Genomic DNA, 16,826 nt, shown 5'->3' on the forward strand with positions numbered 1-16,826 from the left:
GTCATGCGGGCAGCCGGAAGTCGACGACATGGAGCGCCGAGGGCGTGGTCCCGCTGGACTTCTCCTGGTACATGACCGACAGCGTCCCGTCCTGTGAGACGCGGGTCTCGTCGACCACCACCTCACCGAAGGCGTTGAGGCCGCTGCCGTCGTACAGGAGCTTCCAGTCCGTGTACCCGGAGGACTTCGAGGCGCCCGCGATCCGGCCGAAGGGCATGATCGCGTAGGCGTTGTCGTACTTGTCCAGGATCAGCTTCGTGCGCTGGCTCGAGCCGAGGGCGATCGGGATCTCGGTCTTGGTCCAGCTGCCCGAGGCGTTCTTGCGGAGGTGGAACGCGCGGCCGTTGTTCGTCCGGTCGGTGACGTAGTTGGTGGTGCACTGGCCGAAGCGCCCGGGCACATAGCTGATGATCGCGTGCGGCAGGCCGGTGGAGTCGGTGGCCTGGCTCTCCTGGTTCATCAGGGAGTGATCGGGGTTGAGCGCGTCGACGACGAGTCCGGCGTCGGTGACGGCCACCGTGTCGGAACCGCCCGTGGTGGCGACGACGGTGCCCGCGTCGTTGCGCCAGGTGCGGCCGCCGTCGGTCGAGTGGACGTAGCCGGTGTCGTGGTTGGTGATGCCGCCGCTGTTGCACATCACGGCGGCGTTCTGCTCGCGCCAGGTGAAGAAGGAGTGCAGGCGTCCGTTGACGTCGTAGTCGATGCCATGCAGATACATGTTGCGGGCGGTGCTGGAGCCGTGCTCGCTGGTGTACGTGCCGGTCGAGGCGGACCACTCCCCGAGAGCGGTCCAGGACGAGCCGTCGTACTCCGCGAGGGCGTTGCGCCCGTTTCCGGAGATGCCCACGCGGTAACTCAGCTGGAGCTTGCCGTCGGGCGTGGAGATGAACTGGGGGTAGGTGAACTGCGTGGTGAGCGCGAGGCCGTCCAGCGAGGTCTGTACGGCTCCGAAGACCGCGGAGGTCCAGCCGGTGGCGGCGGGGTTGTCGAGCAGCCCGGCCGCCGACTTCACGTAGAAGAAGCCGTCGCTGTGGGAGTCCATGTTGAGGTGCAGCCGGCCGTCGGTCCTCGACACGCCCATGGAGATCACGTTGTGCGAGTCGGAGCTCTTGAGCCGATGGGCGAGGGTCAGTGTCGACCAGCTGGACGCGCCGAGCGCCCGGCGGGCGACGACCGCGCTGCGGTCGGTGGTGTACCAGACGGCGTACTGGTACCCCTTGTAGGTCAACAGACCGTTCTTCTGGAACGAGTTGTTGTTGACCAGGCCGTCGTAGGACACGAAGTACAGCGCCTGGGAGTCCAGTTGGGTGCTGCCGGTGAGGGTGACCGAGGGGCCGGAGTCCGCCGCGCGTGCCGTACCGGCGCCGATTCCGGGGCCTGCCACACCGGTCACCAGGGCGGTGGCCAGCAGGGTGCGTCTCTTCATGTCCGGACTCCTGGGTAGGGCTTCGCGCGGGTGTCAGCGGGTGTCAGCGGGTGTCAGAGGGTCTCAGCGGGTGTCAGGCGAGGTGGAAGACCTCGGTGAGGGGCTTCATGGCCTCGTCGGGTCTGGCGCCGTCCAGCGATTCGAAGAACGGCGCCATCTCCGCCTGCCAACGGGCATTGATGTCGGTGGCTTCCATGCCGGCCTGCGCGGCCGCGAAGTCCTCGGTCTCCAGGTAGCCGACCAGCAGGCCGTCCTCGCGCAGGAAGAGCGAGTAGTTGTGCCAGCCGGTGGCCGAGAGCGCGTCGAGCATCTCGGGCCACACGGCGGCGTGCCGCTCGCGGTACTCGTCGAGGCGGTCCGCACGGACCTTCAGCAGAAAGCACACACGCCGCATCAAGCGACCCCCGGATCCTAGAAGTTGAACTGGTCGATGTTCTTGGCGTTGAAGACGGTCGGCTTGCCCAGGTTGATCACGCCGTCCTTGCCGATGGTGAACGAGCCCATGTCACCGGCCTTGAAGGTCTCACCCTCGGCGCCGGTGATCTGCCCCGAGGCGAGCGCCACGGCCGTACGCGCGGCGAGCTCGCCGAGCTTCGCCGGGTCCCACAGCTCGAAGGCGTCGACGGTGCCGTTCTTGACGTACTTGCGCATGTCGTTGGGGGTGCCGAGGCCGGTCAGCTTGACCTTGCCCTTGTACTTGGAGCCGGACAGGTACTGGGCCGCGGCCTTGATGCCGACCGTGGTCGGGGAGATGATCCCCTTGAGGTTCGGGTGCTCCTGGAGGAGACCCTGGGTCTGCTGGAAGGACTGCTGGGCGTCGTCGTTGCCGTAGGCGACCTTGACCAGCTTGATGTCCTTGTACTTCGGGTCCTTCAGCTCCTCCTTCATGAACTGGATCCAGGCGTTCTGGTTGGTCGCGGTCTGCGCGGCGGACAGGATCGCTATCTCACCCTTGTAGCCGATCTGCTCGGCGAGCAGCTGGACCTCGGTGCGGCCCAGGTCCTCGCCACTGGCCTGCGAGACGAAGGCGTTGCGGCACTCGGGGTTGGTGTCGGAGTCGTAGGTGACGACCTTGATCTTGTTGCTCATGGCCTGCTTGAGCGCCGTGCACAGGGCGCCCGGGTCCTGTGCGGACACGGCCATCGCGTTGACCTGCTGCTGGGTGAGCGTGTTGACGTAGCTCACCTGGCCGGAGGTGTCGGTGGCGCTGCTGGGGCCGACCTCCTTGTACTTGGAGCCCAGCTCCGTCAGCGCCTTCTCGCCGCCCTTGTCCGCCGAGGTGAAGTACGGGTTGTTGACCGCCTTGGGCAGGAAGCCGACCGTGAGGCCCTTCTTGATGGCCGCGTTCGGGTCGGCCTTGCCGGTCGCGGCGGCCGAACCGCCCCCGCTCTTCACGTCGTTCTTGGTGGTGCCGCCGCAGGCGGTCGCGGCGAGGGTGAGAGACGTGACGGCGGCGAGGGCCGCGCAGGCACGACGGAGGGATGACTTGCGCATGGCATGGGGTCCTTTGATACGAGGGTGAGCGAGAGCGCCCCTTCAGGGGCGGGGGGGAACTGCGCGACCAGCCACATCGGGTCCCGCAGACGCAAAACGACCTATCCAGTGGAGCGAGCCGCGGCCCTTGCGACAGCGACTTGCTGAGCAACCCGAGGGCCAAGCACAGAGACAACGAGCAGAACGCCGGTGACGACGATCTGCGACTGTGCGGAAACATTCAGCAGACTCATCACGTTCTGCAGCGCCCCGAGCAGGAAGACACCCGCGATCGCACCCCCCAACGTGCCCTTGCCACCGTCGAAGTCGATGCCGCCGAGCAGGACGGCGGCGACGACGGAGAGTTCGAGGCCGTTGGCGTTGTCGTAACGGGCGCTGGCGTAGTGCAGGGCCCAGAAGATGCCGGTGAGCGAGGCCATGAAGCCGGTGGCGACGAAGAGGATCAGCTTCTGCCGCTTGACGCGGATGCCGGCGAACCGGGCGGCCTCCTCGTTGGCGCCGACCGCGAAGGCCGAGCGCCCGAACGGGGTGGCGTGCAGTACCACCACGGCGATCGCGAGGAGGACGAGGAAGGGCAGGAGGGCCTGCGGGATGAAGGTGTTCCCGATGCGCCCGGCCGCGAAGTCCTGGTACTGGGTGGGGAAGTCGGTCACCGCGTCCGAGCCGAGCACGATCTGCGCGATGCCCCGGTAGGCGGCGAGCGTGCCGATGGTGACGGCGAGGGAGGGCAGTCCGAGCCGGGTCACCAGCAGGCCGTTGACCAGTCCGCACACCACTCCGAGGAGCAGGCACAGCGGGATGATCGTCTCGATCGTCATGCCCTGGTTCCACAGGGCGCCCATCACGGAGCCGGACAGTCCGGCCGTGGAGGCGACGGAGAGGTCGATCTCCCCGGCCACCACGAGCAGGGTCATCGGCAGCGCGATCAGCGCGATGGGCAGCGTGTTGCCGATCAGGAACGACAGGTTGAGCGAGTTGCCGAACCCGTCGACGAAGCCGAAGGAGAACAGCAGCAGGACGATGAGGAGGGCGCCGACGACCGTGTCCCAGCGGACGGCGCGCGCGAGGGACGAGTCAGCCATGGCGGGCGTTCCTCTTCTTCAGTGCGGAGGCCACGCGCAGCGCGACGATCCGGTCGACCGCGATGGCGAGGATGAGCAGGATGCCGTTGATGGCGAGCACCCAGACGGAGCTGACGCCGAGGGCGGGCAGCACACTGTTGATGGAGGTCAGCAGCAGCGCGCCGAGCGCGGCGCCGTAGACGCTGCCGGAGCCGCCGGTGAAGACGACACCGCCGACCACGACCGCGCTGACGACGGTGAGTTCGTAGCCGGTGCCGGTGCCGGAGTCGACGTTGCCGAACCGGGCGAGGTACAGGGCGCCCGCGAGTCCGGCGAGGCCGCCGCACACGACGTACGCGGTGAGGATCCGCTTGCGGACGGGGATGCCGGCGAGCCTGGCGGCCTCCGGGTTGGAGCCCAGCGCGTACAGCTCGCGGCCGCTGCCGAAGTGCTTGAGGTAGTACGCGGTGACCAGCAGGACCGCCAGCGCGATCAGGGCGAGGTACGGGACCGCGGAGATGCCGCCGGAGCCGAAGTCGACGAAGCCGCCGGGGAGGTCGGCCGCGGTGATCTGGCGGGAGCCGACCCAGATGGAGTCGACACCGCGGATGATGTAGAGCGTGCCGAGGGTGACGACCAGCGCGGGCACCTGGCCGAGGCTGACCAGCAGCCCGTTGACCAGTCCGCAGCCGATGCCGAGCAGGACGGCCAGCAGGACCGCGACGACGGGGTTTCCGCCGCCGTGCAGATAGGTGCCGGCGGCGAAGGCACTGATGCCGAGGGTGGAGCCGACCGACAGGTCGACGTTACGGGTGATCACGACCAGCGACTGACCGGTGGCGACCAGCACCAGGATCGTCGCGTTCAACAGCAGGTCCTTGATGCCCTGTTCGGACAGGAACTCGCTGTTGCCCATCTGGGTGATGGCGATCATCACCAGGAAGACGACCAGGATGGCGAGTTCACGCATCTTGAAGACACGGTCCACCAGCCGGGTGCCACTCGACTTGGGCACCTCGGCGGCGGGCGCGGGATTGGGTGCGGTCACCGTCATGCCGTCCTCCTTTCGTTCGCTTCTCCGCCCGCGCGGCGCAGAGGTGCGGGCATGGTGTTCGTCTGCAGCCCGGCGGCCGCGCGCGCGTCGCTCACGCGGCCGCCCACCCCGGTCGCCGCCGGTGCCGCCGGTGCCGCCGGTGCCGCCGGTGCCGCCGGTGCCGCCGGTGCCGCGCCGAGGGTGGCGCGCCTGGTGGCTGTCACGCGGCAACCCTCCCCGTGGCGGCTGCCATCACGGTCTCCTCGGTGGCTTCGGAGCGGGGTATCTCGGCGGTGAGCCGGCCCTCGTGCATCACCAGCACGCGGTCGGCCATGCCGAGGATCTCGGGCAGGTCGGAGGAGATCATCAGGACGGCCACCCCGTCGGCCGCCAACTCGGAGAGCAGCCGGTGCACTTCGGCCTTCGTGCCCACGTCGATGCCCCGGGTGGGCTCGTCGACGATCAGTACCTTGGGGCCGGTGGCGAGCCACTTGGCGAGGACGACCTTCTGCTGGTTGCCGCCCGAGAGCGTGTTGACCGTGTCGGCGATCCGGGCGTACTTCACCTGGAGCTTGACCGCCCAGTCGAGGGAGCGGCTGCGCTCGGCGCCGCGGTCCACCAGCCCCGCCTTCACGGTCGTACGCAGCCCGGTGAGCCCGATGTTGCGCTCGATGGACATGTCCATCACCAGGCCCTGGGCGCGCCGGTCCTCGGGGACGAGGGCGAGCCCCGCGGCCATGGCCGTGGAGGGCGCCCCGTTCGTCAGTGACTTCCCGTCGACCTCGACCTCTCCGGCGTCCCAGCGGTCGACGCCGAAGACGGCCCTGGCGACCTCCGTACGCCCGGCGCCGACGAGTCCGGCGAGACCGACGATCTCGCCGCGCCGCACGTCGAAGGAGACGTCGGTGAAGACGCCCTCGCGGGTCAGCCGGCGCACGCTCAGGGCGACTTCGCCCGCCTCGACGTCCTGCTTGGGATAGAGCTCGTCGAGGTCGCGGCCGACCATCCGGCGTACGAGGTCGTCCTCGGTCATGCCCTCGATCGGCTCGCTGGCGATCCAGGCGCCGTCGCGCAGGGTCGTGACCCGCCGGCAGATCTGGAAGATCTCCTCCAGGCGGTGCGAGATGAACAGCACCGCCGCGCCCTGCTCGCGCAGGGTGCGCACGACGCCGAAGAGGCGGCCCACCTCGCTGCCGGTGAGGGCGGCGGTCGGCTCGTCCATGATCAGGACGCGGGCGTCGAAGGAGAGCGCCTTGGCGATCTCGACGATCTGCTGGTCGGCGATGGACAGGCCGCGCGCCGGGCGGTCGGGGTCGAGTTCGACACCGAGTCGCTTCATCAGGGCGGCGGTCGCCTCGTGGGTGGCCTTGTGGTCGATACGGCCGAGGGCGCGCCGGGGCTGGCGGCCCATGAAGATGTTCTCCGCGATCGACAGGTCGGGGAAGAGGGTGGGCTCCTGATAGATCACCGCGATGCCCGCGTCGCGGGCGTCGGCGGGACCGTGGAAGACGGTGGGCTCGCCGTCCAGCAGCACCCGGCCGGCGTCCGGTCGGTGCACGCCGGCGAGCGTCTTGATGAGGGTCGACTTGCCCGCGCCGTTCTCACCGGCGAGAGCGTGCACCTCGCCGGGAAACAGTTCCAGGGACACGTCCCGCAGGGCGCGTACCGCGCCGAAGGACTTGGAAATGTCCTCCAGCGCCAGTACGGGGGCCGGACCCGCGTCGGACCGGTGGGTCATGTGAGCTCCTCAACGACGCGGGCGGAGAGGCCTCACGACGCCGTGAAAGGTTTCAACTAGGTTGCCGGGACGTTAGGCAGGTAGCCCAGGTCACGTCAATGGGTTCGGGTCGAAATTTTCGATAGCCGAAGGTCACAACCGAGTCACGGACGGCGGACTTCGCCCAGGGGGTTGACACGCCCTCGGAGGGCTCATAGCTTCGGCGTTCTGAATCGTTTCAGATCGTTTCAGGCGGAAGAGCTGTTCCGATCAGGCAGAAGTGCAGTTCGGACCCGGCTCCACAAGTCGTTCGAAACCGAAGCCACACCCGAAGTCACAGGAGCGCCGAAGTGACCGAGCTTGCCGCGGTGAAGACCGCCCTCAAGACCCAGGCAGTAGAGACGCCCTCGTGGGCGTACGGGAACTCGGGAACCCGCTTCAAGGTGTTCGCACAGCCTGGAGTCCCGCGCAATCCGCGCGAGAAACTGGACGACGCCGCCCAGGTGCACGCCTTCACGGGGACCGCGCCGACCGTCGCGCTGCACATCCCCTGGGACAAGGTCGACGACTATGGGGCGCTGGCGAAGTACGCGCAGGAGCGCGGCCTGAAGCTGGGCGCGATCAACTCCAACACCTTCCAGGACGACGACTACAGGCTCGGCTCCATCTGCCACCCGGACGCCGCCGTCCGCCGGAAGGCCCTCGATCACCTCCTCGAGTGCGTCGACATCATGGACGCGACGGGCTCGAAGGACCTGAAGCTCTGGTTCGCCGACGGTACGAACTATCCCGGTCAGGACGACATCCGTGAGCGCCAGGACCGGCTGGCCGAGGGCCTGGCCGAGGTCTACGAGCGGCTCGGGGACGACCAGCGGATGCTGCTGGAGTACAAGTTCTTCGAGCCCGCCTTCTATATGACGGACGTCCCGGACTGGGGCACGGCGTACGCGCACTGCCTCAAGCTCGGCCCCAAGGCGCAGGTCGTCGTCGACACCGGGCACCACGCGCCCGGCACCAACATCGAGTTCATCGTCGCGACGCTGTTGCGCGAGGGGAAGCTCGGCGCGTTCGACTTCAACTCGCGGTTCTACGCCGACGACGACCTGATGGTGGGTGCGGCCGATCCCTTCCAGCTGTTCCGGATCATGTACGAGGTGATCCGGGGCGGTGGCTTCACTCCGGACGTCGCCTTCATGCTCGACCAGTGCCACAACATCGAGGCGAAGATCCCGGCGATCATTCGTTCCGTGATGAACGTGCAGGAGGCGACGGCGAAGGCGCTGCTCGTGGACGGTGCGGCGCTGGCCGACGCGCAGCGTACCGGGGATGTGCTCGGGGCCAACGCGGTGATCATGGACGCGTACAACACCGATGTGCGGCCGTTGCTGGGTGAGGTGCGTGAGGAGCTGGGGCTGGACGCGGATCCCGTCTCGGCGTATCGCCGATCCGGGTGGGGGGAGAAGATCGCGGCGGAGCGGGTGGGTGGGCAGCAGGCGGGGTGGGGGGCGTGAGCGGCTGAGTCGCGTCTGCCTTGTACGGACCGTTGCAGGCTGCGGGCCGTGTGGGGCTGGTCGCGCAGTTCCCCGCGCCCCTTTGGGGCGCTTCACCGCAGGTGCTTCACATCTCACCCTTCTTTCTTTTCTTTAAGGACTAGGAACATGGCATCCCATCCCGAAGCTGCCGCTCTGTTGGCTCGGTCGCACCGGCTCGGTGCTGATCCTCGTAATACCAACTACGCGGGCGGCAATGCCTCCGCGAAGGGCACCGACACCGACCCTGTGACCGGCGGTGATGTCGAGCTGATGTGGGTGAAGGGGTCGGGTGGGGATCTGGGCACCCTGACCGAGTCGGGGCTCGCCGTGCTGCGCCTTGACCGGCTGCGGGCGATGACGGAGGTCTACCCGGGGGTGGAGCGCGAGGACGAGATGGTCGCCGCGTTCGACTACTGCCTGCACGGCAAGGGCGGCGCGGCCCCGTCCATCGACACGGCGATGCACGGGCTGGTGGACGCGGCCCACGTCGACCATCTGCACCCCGACTCCGGGATCGCGCTGGCCTGCGCGGCGGACGGCGAGAAGCTGACCGCCGAGTGTTTCGGCGACAGTGTGGTGTGGGTGCCATGGCGCCGGCCGGGCTTCCAGCTGGGTCTGGACATCGCGGCGGTCAAGGAGGCCAACCCGCGGGCGATCGGCTGCGTCCTGGGCGGGCACGGCATCACGGCATGGGGCGAGACGGCTCAGGAGTGCGAGCGGAACTCGCTGCACATCATCCGCACCGCCGAGGCGTTCCTCGTCGAGCGTGGCAAGGCGGAGCCCTTCGGGCCCGTCGTCGAGGGGTACGCGGCCCTGGATGCCTCCCTGCGCCGGGAGCGGGCCGCGGCGCTGGCGCCGTACGTCCGGGCCCTCGCCTCGCAGGACAAGCCGCAGGTGGGCCACTTCACCGACTCCGACGTCGTCCTCGACTTCCTCGCGAGCGCCGAGCACCCGCGCCTCGCCGCGCTCGGCACCTCCTGCCCCGACCACTTCCTGCGGACCAAGGTCCGGCCGCTCGTCCTCGATCTGCCGCCGACCGTGGAACTGGACGCGGCGATCGCGCGGCTGAAGGAGCTGCACGGCGAGTACCGCGAGGAGTACGCGGCCTACTACCAGCGGCACGCCGACGCCGACTCTCCCGCGATGCGCGGCGCGGACCCGGCGATCGTGCTGATCCCCGGTGTCGGCATGTTCTCCTTCGGCAAGGACAAGCAGACCGCACGCGTGGCCGGCGAGTTCTACGTCAACGCGATCAACGTGATGCGGGGCGCCGAGGCGGTCTCGGCGTACGCGCCGATCGAGGAGTCGGAGAAGTTCCGCATCGAGTACTGGGCACTGGAGGAGGCCAAGCTCCGGCGGATGCCGAAGCCGAAGCCGCTCGCCACCCGGGTGGCGCTGGTGACGGGGGCGGGCAGCGGGATCGGCAGGGCGATCGCCGAGCGGCTCGTCGCGGAGGGCGCGTGCGTGGTGATCGCCGATCTCAACGCGGAGAACGCCGCCGAGGTCGCCTCCTCGCTGGGCGGGCCCGACAAGGCCGTCGCCGTCACTGTCGACGTGACCTCCGAGGAGCAGATCGCGGAGGCCTTCAAGGCGGCGGTGCTCGCCTTCGGCGGCGTCGACCTGGTGGTGAACAACGCCGGTATCTCCATCTCCAAGCCGCTGCTCGAGACCACCGCGAAGGACTGGGACCTCCAGCACGACATCATGGCCCGTGGCTCCTTCCTCGTGTCGAGGGAGGCCGCGCGGGTGATGATCACGCAAGGGCTGGGCGGTGACGTCGTCTACATCGCGTCCAAGAACTCGGTCTTCGCCGGTCCCAACAACATCGCGTACTCCGCGACCAAGGCCGACCAGGCGCATCAAGTCCGGCTCCTTGCCGCCGAGTTGGGTGAGCACGGCATCCGGGTGAACGGCGTCAACCCCGACGGGGTCGTGCGCGGCTCAGGCATCTTCGCGGGCGGCTGGGGCGCGCAGCGCGCGGCGACGTACGGCATCGAGGAGGAGAAGCTCGGCGAGTTCTACGCCCAGCGGACCATCCTCAAGCGCGAGGTGCTGCCCGAGCACGTGGCGAACGCCGTGTTCGCCCTGACGGGCGGGGACCTGACCCACACCACCGGTCTGCACGTCCCGGTCGACGCGGGTGTCGCGGCGGCATTCCTGCGATGAGCGAGGACGTGAAGAGCTTCGCCGCGGTCGACCTCGGCGCGTCCAGCGGGCGCGTCATGGTCGGCCGCGTCGGTCCCGAGAGGCTGGAGCTGACGGAGGCGCACCGCTTCCCGAACCGGCCGGTGCGGGTTCCCGAGGGGCTGCGCTGGGACATTCTCTCGCTGTACGCGGGGGTGCTCGACGGGCTGCGCGCGGCCGGGCAGGTCGACTCCGTCGGCATCGACAGCTGGGCCGTGGACTACGGGCTGCTGGACGCCGACGGCGCGCTGCTCGGCAACCCGGTGCACTACCGCGACGCCCGCACCGAGGGTGTCGCGGAGAAGGTGTGGGCCACCGTGCCCGCCGCCGAGCTGTACGCGGCGACCGGGATCCAGTACGCGCCCTTCAACACCCTTTACCAGCTCACGGCGGCCCGCTCGACGGCTCAACTCGCCGCCGCCGAGCGGCTGTTGCTCGTTCCGGATCTGCTGGCCCACTGGCTCACGGGCGAGGCGGGCACGGAGATCACCAACGCCTCGACCACCCAGCTGATCGACCCGCGCACCCGTGACTGGTCCCACGACCTCGCGGACCGGCTCGGCATCGACCTCAAGCTGTTCGCGCCGCTGCGGCAGCCGGGCGACCCGGCCGGTCTGCTGCTCCCGCGGGTCCTGGAGGAGACCGGGCTCAGGGGCCCGGTCCCGGTGACGACCGTCGGCTCGCACGACACCGCGTCCGCGGTCGCCGCCGTGCCGGCGGCGGGTGAGCGGTTCGCGTACATCTGCACCGGCACCTGGTCCCTCGCGGGCCTGGAGCTGGAGCGGCCGGTCCTCACCGAGGCGAGCCGCGCGGCCAACTTCACCAACGAACTGGGCCTGGACGGCACGGTCCGCTATCTGCGGAACATCATGGGGCTGTGGCTGCTCCAGGAGTGTGTACGGGAATGGGGGCAGCCCGACCTGGGTGAGCTGCTGCGGGCCGCCGCGGAGGTGCCCGCGCTGCGCTCGGTGGTGGACGCGGGCGACGCCGCGTTCCTGGCCCCCGGCCGGATGCCGGACCGGATCACCGACGCCTGCCGGGAGTCGGGACAGCCCGTGCCCGAGTCACGCGCCGAGATCACCCGTTGCATTCTCGACTCCCTCGCGCTCGCCCATCGCAGGGCGATCCGAGCGGCCGAGGCTCTCGCCGACCACCCGGTCGACGTCGTCCACATCGTCGGCGGCGGCACCCGCAACGAGCTCCTGTGCCGGCTGACGGCCGACGCCTGCGGACTGCCGGTCGTGGCCGGCCCGGCGGAGGCCGCCGCGCTCGGCAACGTCCTCGTACAGGCCCGCGCACACGGTCTGGTCGGCGACCGTACGTCGATGCGGCGACTCCTCGCCCGTACGCAGCCCTTGCGGCGGTACGAGCCCCGGGGCGACGCGGCGGCCTGGCGCGCCGCGGAGGACCGGCTCGCCCGCCGGTGAACGGGAACTCGCGCCCGCCGTGACGGGGGCATTTCACCCCGTCCGCGAGGGGGACTCGCCCGTGTCCATGAGCGGGGGCTCCCCTGCCGCTCGCCCTCCGCGTACCCTGCACTCATCCGATGATCGATCCCAAGGAGCCGCGATGCGTGTCGCCCTGTTCCTGACCTGTGTCAACGACACGCTCTATCCGGACACCGGCCGCGCTGTGGTGAAACTACTGACCAGGCTGGGCGTCGAGGTCGACTTCCCGATGGCGCAGACCTGCTGCGGGCAGGCCCACTACAACACTGGGTACCGGCATGAGGCCGAGCCACTGGCCCGGCAGTTCTCCGATGTCTTCGGTGAGTACGAGGCGATCGTGACGCCCTCCGCGTCGTGCGGCGCGATGGTGCGGGAGCTGTATCCGCGGATGGGTGAGCGGGCGCGGGCGGAGCGCCGCGGGGACGCCCTCGCGGCCACCCTCGCCCCGGTCGTGCCGAAGACGTACGAACTCACCGAGTTCCTGGTGGATGTGCTCGGCGTGACGGACGTCGGCGCGTACTACCCGCACACCGTCACCTACCACCCCACCTGTCACGGGCTGCGCAGTCTCGGGCTCGGCGACCGGCCGCGCCGGCTCCTCCAGGCCGTCAAGGGGCTCGAACTGCGCGAGCTGCCCGGCGCGGACGAGTGCTGCGGCTTCGGCGGCACGTTCGCCGTCAAGAACCCCGATGTCTCGGCCGCGATGGGCGCCGACAAGGTGCACCACGCCGAGTCGACGGGCGCGGAGGTGCTGTGCGCCGCCGACAACTCCTGTCTGATGCACATCGGCGGCACGATGTCCCGGCTGGGGACGCGGATGCGGCCCGTGCACATCGCGGAGATCCTGGCCGGTACGGAAGAGGAGCCGAGCGCATGAGTGGCACCTTCGTCGGCATGCCCGCGTTTCCCAAGGCGGCGCACGACGCGGTCAACAACCCGACCCTGCGCGGCAATCTGCGTCACGCCACCCACACGATCCGCGCCAAGCGGGCGGTCGCCGTCGCCGAACTCGACGACTGGGCCGCCCTGCGCGAGGCCGGCAAGCAGATCAAGGACCACACGCTCCGTCATCTCGACCGCTACCTGGTGCAGTTGGAGGAGTCGGTCACCGCGGCCGGGGGCATCGTGCACTGGGCCGCCGACGCCGACGAGGCCAACCGGATCGTCGCCGACCTGGTGAAGATGACCGGGGAGAGCGAGGTCGTCAAGGTCAAGTCGATGGCCACGCAGGAGATCGGCCTCAACGAAGCCCTGGAGGTCGAGGGCATCCACGCCTACGAGACCGATCTCGCCGAACTCATCGTGCAGTTGGGCAAGGACCGGCCCTCCCACATCCTCGTCCCGGCCATCCACCGCAACCGCGGCGAGATCCGTGACATCTTCGCGCGCGAGATGGGCGAGTGGGGCCGCCCGGCGCCGGAAGGCCTCACCGACACGCCCGCCGAACTGGCCGAAGCCGCCCGGCTGCACCTGCGCGAGAAGTTCCTGCGCGCCAAGGTCGGCATCTCCGGCGCCAACTTCATGGTCGCCGAGACCGGCACCCTCATGGTCGTGGAGTCCGAGGGCAACGGCCGGATGTGCCTGACCCTCCCCGAGACGCTGATCTCGGTCGTCGGCATCGAGAAGATCGTGCCGACCTGGCAGGACCTGGAGGTCTTCCTCCAGACCCTCCCCCGCTCCTCGACCGCCGAGCGCATGAACCCCTACACCTCGATGTGGACGGGCACCACGGAGGAGGACGGCCCCCAGACCTTCCACCTGGTCCTCATCGACAACGGCCGCACCGACACCCTCGCCGACGAGGTCGGCCGCCAGGCCCTGCGCTGCATCCGCTGCTCGGCGTGTCTCAACGTCTGCCCGGTCTACGAGCGCGCCGGCGGCCACGCCTACGGGTCGGTCTACCCCGGCCCGATCGGCGCGATCCTCAGCCCCCAACTCCGGGGCACCGCAAGCGAGATCGACGCCTCACTCCCGTACGCCTCCTCGCTCTGCGGCGCCTGCTACGAGGTCTGCCCGGTCGCCATCGACATCCCGGAAGTCCTCGTCCACCTGCGCGAACGGATCGCCGAGGGCGGTCAGGTGACGCGGGAGGGCAACAAGGTCGTCCTCAAGCCCGCCAAGGGGCACGCCGCCGAGCGGGCCGCGATGCGGGCGGCACGCTGGGCGTTCAGCCACCCCGGCGCCCTGCGCACCGGCCAGCGGCTCGCCTCCCGGACGCGCCGCTTCCATCCACGCTCGCTGCCCGGCCCCGGCAAGGCGTGGAGCAGCACCCGGGATCTGCCGACGGTCCCCGCGGAGCCGTTCCGTGACTGGTGGCAGCGCACGCACGGCGGAAAGGACACGGACAAGTGAGCAGCAGGGATCTGATCCTGGGGCGGGTGCGGCGCGCGCTCGCCGACGTACCGCGGGACGACACTCCGTACGAGCAGGCCATTGAGCGGGGGTATCTGCGCGAGCACGGGGGGCGGAGCGTCGAGGAGACGGTGGATCTGCTGGCGGAGAACCTCGCCGACTACCGTGCGCTGGTGCACCGCTGCGCGGCCGACGGGCTGGCCGCCACCATCGCCGGGCTGCTCGCCGGGCACGGTTCGACGTCGGTGGTCCTACCGGCGGGCCTGGACACGGAATGGCTGGCGGCGTCGGAGGTGACGCGCGTCCCGGACCGGGCCGAGGACACCTCGGGCGAGCTGGACCGCGTCGACAGCGTCGTGACCGCGTGCGCGCTCGCGATCGCCGAGACCGGCACCCTCGTCCTGGACGGCGGCCCGGACCAGGGACGCCGTCGCATCACACTGGTCCCCGATCACCACATCTGTGTCGTCCGCGTCCCCGACCAGGTCGTCTCCTCCGTCCCCCAGGCCCTGGAGCGGCTCGATCCGGCCCGCCCGCTGACCTGGATCTCCGGCCCGTCGGCGACCAGCGACATCGAGCTCGACCGGGTCGAGGGGGTGCACGGCCCGCGCACCCTGGAAGTGGTGCTGGTGAGCGGGGAGTGACCTGCGCGGTTAGCGTGAGGGGATGATCCGGTTCGAACAGGTCACCAAGCGCTATCCGGACGGCACGACGGCGGTGGACGGCCTCTCGTTCGAGGTCGCGGAGGGCGAACTCGTCACGCTCGTCGGCCCGTCGGGCTGCGGTAAGACGACGACCATGATGATGGTGAACCGGCTGATCGAACCGACCTCGGGCCGGATCTTCGTGAACGGCGAGGACATCGCCACGGTCGACCCGGTGCGGCTGCGGAGGCGTATCGGGTACGTCATCCAGCAGGTGGGCCTGTTCCCGCACCGGACGATCCTCGACAACACGGCGACCGTGCCGACGCTCATCGGCTGGAAGAAGGCGAAGGCCCGCACGCGCGCGGCGGAGCTGCTCGATCTGGTGGGCCTGGACCCGAAGACGTACGGCTCGCGCTATCCGGAACAGTTGTCGGGCGGCCAGCGCCAGCGGGTCGGGGTGGCCCGGGCGCTCGCCGCCGATCCACCCGTACTGCTCATGGACGAGCCCTTCGGGGCCGTCGACCCGGTGGTCCGGGAACAGTTGCAGGACGAGTTTCTGCGCATGCAGGAGGCCGTGCGCAAGACGGTGCTGCTGGTCACGCACGACATCGAGGAGGCGGTGCGGCTCGGCGACCGCATCGCGGTGTACGGGCAGGGCCGCATCGAGCAGTTCGACACGCCGGGGGCCGTGCTGGGCACCCCGGCCACCCCCTACGTCGCCGAGTTCGTCGGCGCCGACCGCGGGCTGAAGCGGCTGTCGGTCACCGACATCGAGCCCGACGACCTGGACCAGCCGCCCGTCGCCCGCCTGGACGAGGCCGCCGGGACGGCGGTCGCCCGCTTGCACGCGCAGGGCGCGCGATGGGCGGTCGTCCTCGACGCGCAGGACGATCTGCACGGGTGGGTGGGCGTCGACGAGTTGGCGGCGGGCGGCTTCGTCGGCGACCGCGCCCACCGAATGAACTCATGGGTCCCGGTGGGTGCCCCGCTGAAGCAGGCCTTCGGTGTGATGCTCCAGCACGACGCGGGCTGGGTCGCGGTACTGGACGGGGCCCGCTTCCTCGGCGTACTCACCCCGGCGAAACTGCACGAGGCGCTGCGGCGGTCGGTGGACGCGGATGCGCGGGGGGTGCGGCGGGGGCAGGTGTCGTTCGACTCGGTCTCCGATGCGTGAGCGCTCCGCTGGGTTGGGTTGGGGCCGTGGGGTGCGGGTCCTTTTTGGCTGCGGAGCCGTTGTGGCCGGGCGCGCGGTTCCCCGCGCCCCTCTGGGGCGCGCGCCCGTCAGGCCTTCGTGGGTCGGGCCGAGAGGCGTACCTCGGGGGTCAGGCACCAGGCCAGGACCGACGGCCAGGAGCCGTAGCCCGCGTCGAGGTCCAGGTGGGCGCCGCCCTGGATGACGTCGGTGTCGAGGTCGAGAGGTATGCCGTACTCCTTGGCCGCGCCGCCCGGGCAGTACGGGTCGTCGTCGGCGGCCACGAGCCGGGTCACGGGGGCGGCGGTGCGCAGGTGCGCGGCGGTGGCGCCGGGACCGACGAACCCGGCGATGTCCTCGTAACCGGCCATGACCTCGTCGGACGGCGGCGCGACGAGTAGAACCCGATCGGCGCGGGCCCGGCCGCGGGCCGCCGCGTGCAGCCACAGCGGGACGGCGAGGCTGTGGCAGACGACCACCCGTTCGTGCTCGTGTCCCAGGGCGTCGAGGTGGGCGTGGAGCCGGTCGAGCCACACGACCAGGTCCGGGTGGTCGGGGTCCGGGAGTTGCGGGTAGGTGACGGCGTGGCCGCGGGCGGTCAACTCGTTCGCCAGCCAGTGCTCCCAGTGGTCCACGGGGCGGTGGTTCTGCCAGCCGTGCAGGATGAGGAAGGAACGCGAGTTCGAAGTCACCCTTCAGTATCGGCCGCGAGGGGCGGATTCAGGGCAAGCGTTCTGCAG

15 protein-coding genes are annotated in these 16,826 nt (G+C 70.0%); 7 read left to right on the forward strand and 8 right to left on the reverse strand.

Annotated features, from left to right (window positions below; all coding sequences use genetic code 11):
* Nucleotide 1 precedes the first annotated feature (1 nt).
* The 7 genes from ACIQTP_RS04615 to ACIQTP_RS04645 all read right to left on the reverse strand — a co-directional run bounded on the left by ACIQTP_RS04615 (nucleotide 2) and on the right by ACIQTP_RS04645 (nucleotide 6,752).
* Nucleotides 2-1,426 carry a BNR repeat-containing protein gene (locus tag ACIQTP_RS04615; RefSeq protein ID WP_403396245.1) on the reverse strand — a complete coding sequence of 475 codons (1,425 nt, stop codon included), beginning with the start codon at nucleotides 1,424-1,426 and terminating at the stop codon, nucleotides 2-4.
* 73 nt (nucleotides 1,427-1,499) lie between these two features.
* The gene (locus ACIQTP_RS04620) at nucleotides 1,500-1,820 is read right to left on the reverse strand and encodes an L-rhamnose mutarotase (protein ID WP_217569693.1); all 321 of its coding nucleotides are present in this window, start codon (nucleotides 1,818-1,820) and stop codon (nucleotides 1,500-1,502) included.
* 17 nt (nucleotides 1,821-1,837) lie between these two features.
* Nucleotides 1,838-2,920, reverse strand: coding sequence for a rhamnose ABC transporter substrate-binding protein (gene rhaS / locus ACIQTP_RS04625; protein ID WP_403396247.1), 1,083 nt, complete (start codon nucleotides 2,918-2,920; stop codon nucleotides 1,838-1,840).
* A 101-nt stretch (nucleotides 2,921-3,021) separates the two neighbouring features.
* Nucleotides 3,022-4,002, reverse strand: a complete 981-nt coding sequence (locus tag ACIQTP_RS04630) for an ABC transporter permease (protein ID WP_403396249.1) — start codon at nucleotides 4,000-4,002, stop codon at nucleotides 3,022-3,024.
* Nucleotides 3,995-5,035 (reverse strand): ABC transporter permease, encoded by a 1,041-nt coding sequence (locus tag ACIQTP_RS04635; protein WP_168498844.1) that lies wholly within the window; start codon nucleotides 5,033-5,035, stop codon nucleotides 3,995-3,997. Before ACIQTP_RS04635 ends, ACIQTP_RS04630 begins: the two co-directional genes overlap by 8 nt.
* A complete protein-coding gene (locus ACIQTP_RS04640) occupies nucleotides 5,032-5,238 on the reverse strand; it encodes a hypothetical protein (RefSeq protein WP_403396251.1) in 207 nt (68 codons plus the stop codon). Before ACIQTP_RS04640 ends, ACIQTP_RS04635 begins: the two co-directional genes overlap by 4 nt.
* Entirely contained in the window at nucleotides 5,235-6,752 is a 1,518-nt protein-coding gene (locus ACIQTP_RS04645) for a sugar ABC transporter ATP-binding protein (RefSeq protein WP_403396253.1), read from the reverse strand. The genes ACIQTP_RS04640 and ACIQTP_RS04645 overlap by 4 nt, the downstream gene beginning before the upstream one ends.
* Before the next feature lie 329 nt (nucleotides 6,753-7,081).
* Between ACIQTP_RS04645 and rhaI the strand changes: the two genes are divergently transcribed.
* The 7 genes from rhaI (at nucleotide 7,082) to ACIQTP_RS04680 (ending at nucleotide 16,068) form a co-directional block, all read left to right on the forward strand.
* Nucleotides 7,082-8,242, forward strand: a complete 1,161-nt coding sequence (gene rhaI / locus ACIQTP_RS04650; RefSeq protein WP_403396255.1) for an L-rhamnose isomerase — start codon at nucleotides 7,082-7,084, stop codon at nucleotides 8,240-8,242.
* A gap of 147 nt (nucleotides 8,243-8,389) precedes the next feature.
* Entirely contained in the window at nucleotides 8,390-10,429 is a 2,040-nt protein-coding gene (locus ACIQTP_RS04655; protein ID WP_403396257.1) for a bifunctional aldolase/short-chain dehydrogenase, read from the forward strand.
* Complete coding sequence (locus tag ACIQTP_RS04660; protein ID WP_403396259.1) at nucleotides 10,426-11,874, forward strand: rhamnulokinase family protein; 1,449 nt, start codon at nucleotides 10,426-10,428, stop codon at nucleotides 11,872-11,874. The genes ACIQTP_RS04655 and ACIQTP_RS04660 overlap by 4 nt, the downstream gene beginning before the upstream one ends.
* 142 nt (nucleotides 11,875-12,016) lie before the next feature.
* Nucleotides 12,017-12,772, forward strand: a complete 756-nt coding sequence (locus ACIQTP_RS04665; RefSeq protein WP_403396261.1) for a (Fe-S)-binding protein — start codon at nucleotides 12,017-12,019, stop codon at nucleotides 12,770-12,772.
* On the forward strand, nucleotides 12,769-14,247 hold the full coding sequence (locus ACIQTP_RS04670) for a LutB/LldF family L-lactate oxidation iron-sulfur protein (RefSeq protein ID WP_403396263.1): 1,479 nt from the start codon (nucleotides 12,769-12,771) through the stop codon (nucleotides 14,245-14,247). Before ACIQTP_RS04665 ends, ACIQTP_RS04670 begins: the two co-directional genes overlap by 4 nt.
* Complete coding sequence (locus tag ACIQTP_RS04675; RefSeq protein ID WP_403396264.1) at nucleotides 14,244-14,891, forward strand: lactate utilization protein C; 648 nt, start codon at nucleotides 14,244-14,246, stop codon at nucleotides 14,889-14,891. The genes ACIQTP_RS04670 and ACIQTP_RS04675 overlap by 4 nt, the downstream gene beginning before the upstream one ends.
* 22 nt (nucleotides 14,892-14,913) lie before the next feature.
* Nucleotides 14,914-16,068: an ABC transporter ATP-binding protein gene (locus ACIQTP_RS04680; RefSeq protein WP_403396266.1), complete on the forward strand. Its 1,155-nt coding sequence runs from the start codon at nucleotides 14,914-14,916 to the stop codon at nucleotides 16,066-16,068.
* Nucleotides 16,069-16,175: 107 nt separating this feature from the next.
* Here the strand turns inward: ACIQTP_RS04680 and ACIQTP_RS04685 are convergent, their stop codons facing one another.
* Nucleotides 16,176-16,778, reverse strand: a complete 603-nt coding sequence (locus ACIQTP_RS04685) for an RBBP9/YdeN family alpha/beta hydrolase (protein WP_403396268.1) — start codon at nucleotides 16,776-16,778, stop codon at nucleotides 16,176-16,178.
* Nucleotides 16,779-16,826: the final 48 nt, after the last annotated feature.

The sequence above is a fragment of the Streptomyces sp. NPDC090798 genome (genome assembly GCF_044768965.1).
Taxonomy (GTDB): domain Bacteria; phylum Actinomycetota; class Actinomycetes; order Streptomycetales; family Streptomycetaceae; genus Streptomyces.

What these genes read in the sequence shown, in the direction of transcription:
- ACIQTP_RS04615 (WP_403396245.1), bottom strand. Translation starts at nt 1,426, where the DNA reads ATGAAGAGACGCACCCTGCTGGCCACCGCCCTGGTGACCGGTGTGGCA.
- ACIQTP_RS04620 (WP_217569693.1), bottom strand. Translation starts at nt 1,820, where the DNA reads ATGCGGCGTGTGTGCTTTCTGCTGAAGGTCCGTGCGGACCGCCTCGAC.
- ACIQTP_RS04665 (WP_403396261.1), top strand. Translation starts at nt 12,017, where the DNA reads ATGCGTGTCGCCCTGTTCCTGACCTGTGTCAACGACACGCTCTATCCG.
- ACIQTP_RS04645 (WP_403396253.1), bottom strand. Translation starts at nt 6,752, where the DNA reads ATGACCCACCGGTCCGACGCGGGTCCGGCCCCCGTACTGGCGCTGGAG.
- ACIQTP_RS04635 (WP_168498844.1), bottom strand. Translation starts at nt 5,035, where the DNA reads ATGACGGTGACCGCACCCAATCCCGCGCCCGCCGCCGAGGTGCCCAAG.
- rhaS (WP_403396247.1), bottom strand. Translation starts at nt 2,920, where the DNA reads ATGCGCAAGTCATCCCTCCGTCGTGCCTGCGCGGCCCTCGCCGCCGTC.
- ACIQTP_RS04660 (WP_403396259.1), top strand. Translation starts at nt 10,426, where the DNA reads ATGAGCGAGGACGTGAAGAGCTTCGCCGCGGTCGACCTCGGCGCGTCC.
- ACIQTP_RS04655 (WP_403396257.1), top strand. Translation starts at nt 8,390, where the DNA reads ATGGCATCCCATCCCGAAGCTGCCGCTCTGTTGGCTCGGTCGCACCGG.
- ACIQTP_RS04680 (WP_403396266.1), top strand. Translation starts at nt 14,914, where the DNA reads ATGATCCGGTTCGAACAGGTCACCAAGCGCTATCCGGACGGCACGACG.
- ACIQTP_RS04670 (WP_403396263.1), top strand. Translation starts at nt 12,769, where the DNA reads ATGAGTGGCACCTTCGTCGGCATGCCCGCGTTTCCCAAGGCGGCGCAC.
- ACIQTP_RS04630 (WP_403396249.1), bottom strand. Translation starts at nt 4,002, where the DNA reads ATGGCTGACTCGTCCCTCGCGCGCGCCGTCCGCTGGGACACGGTCGTC.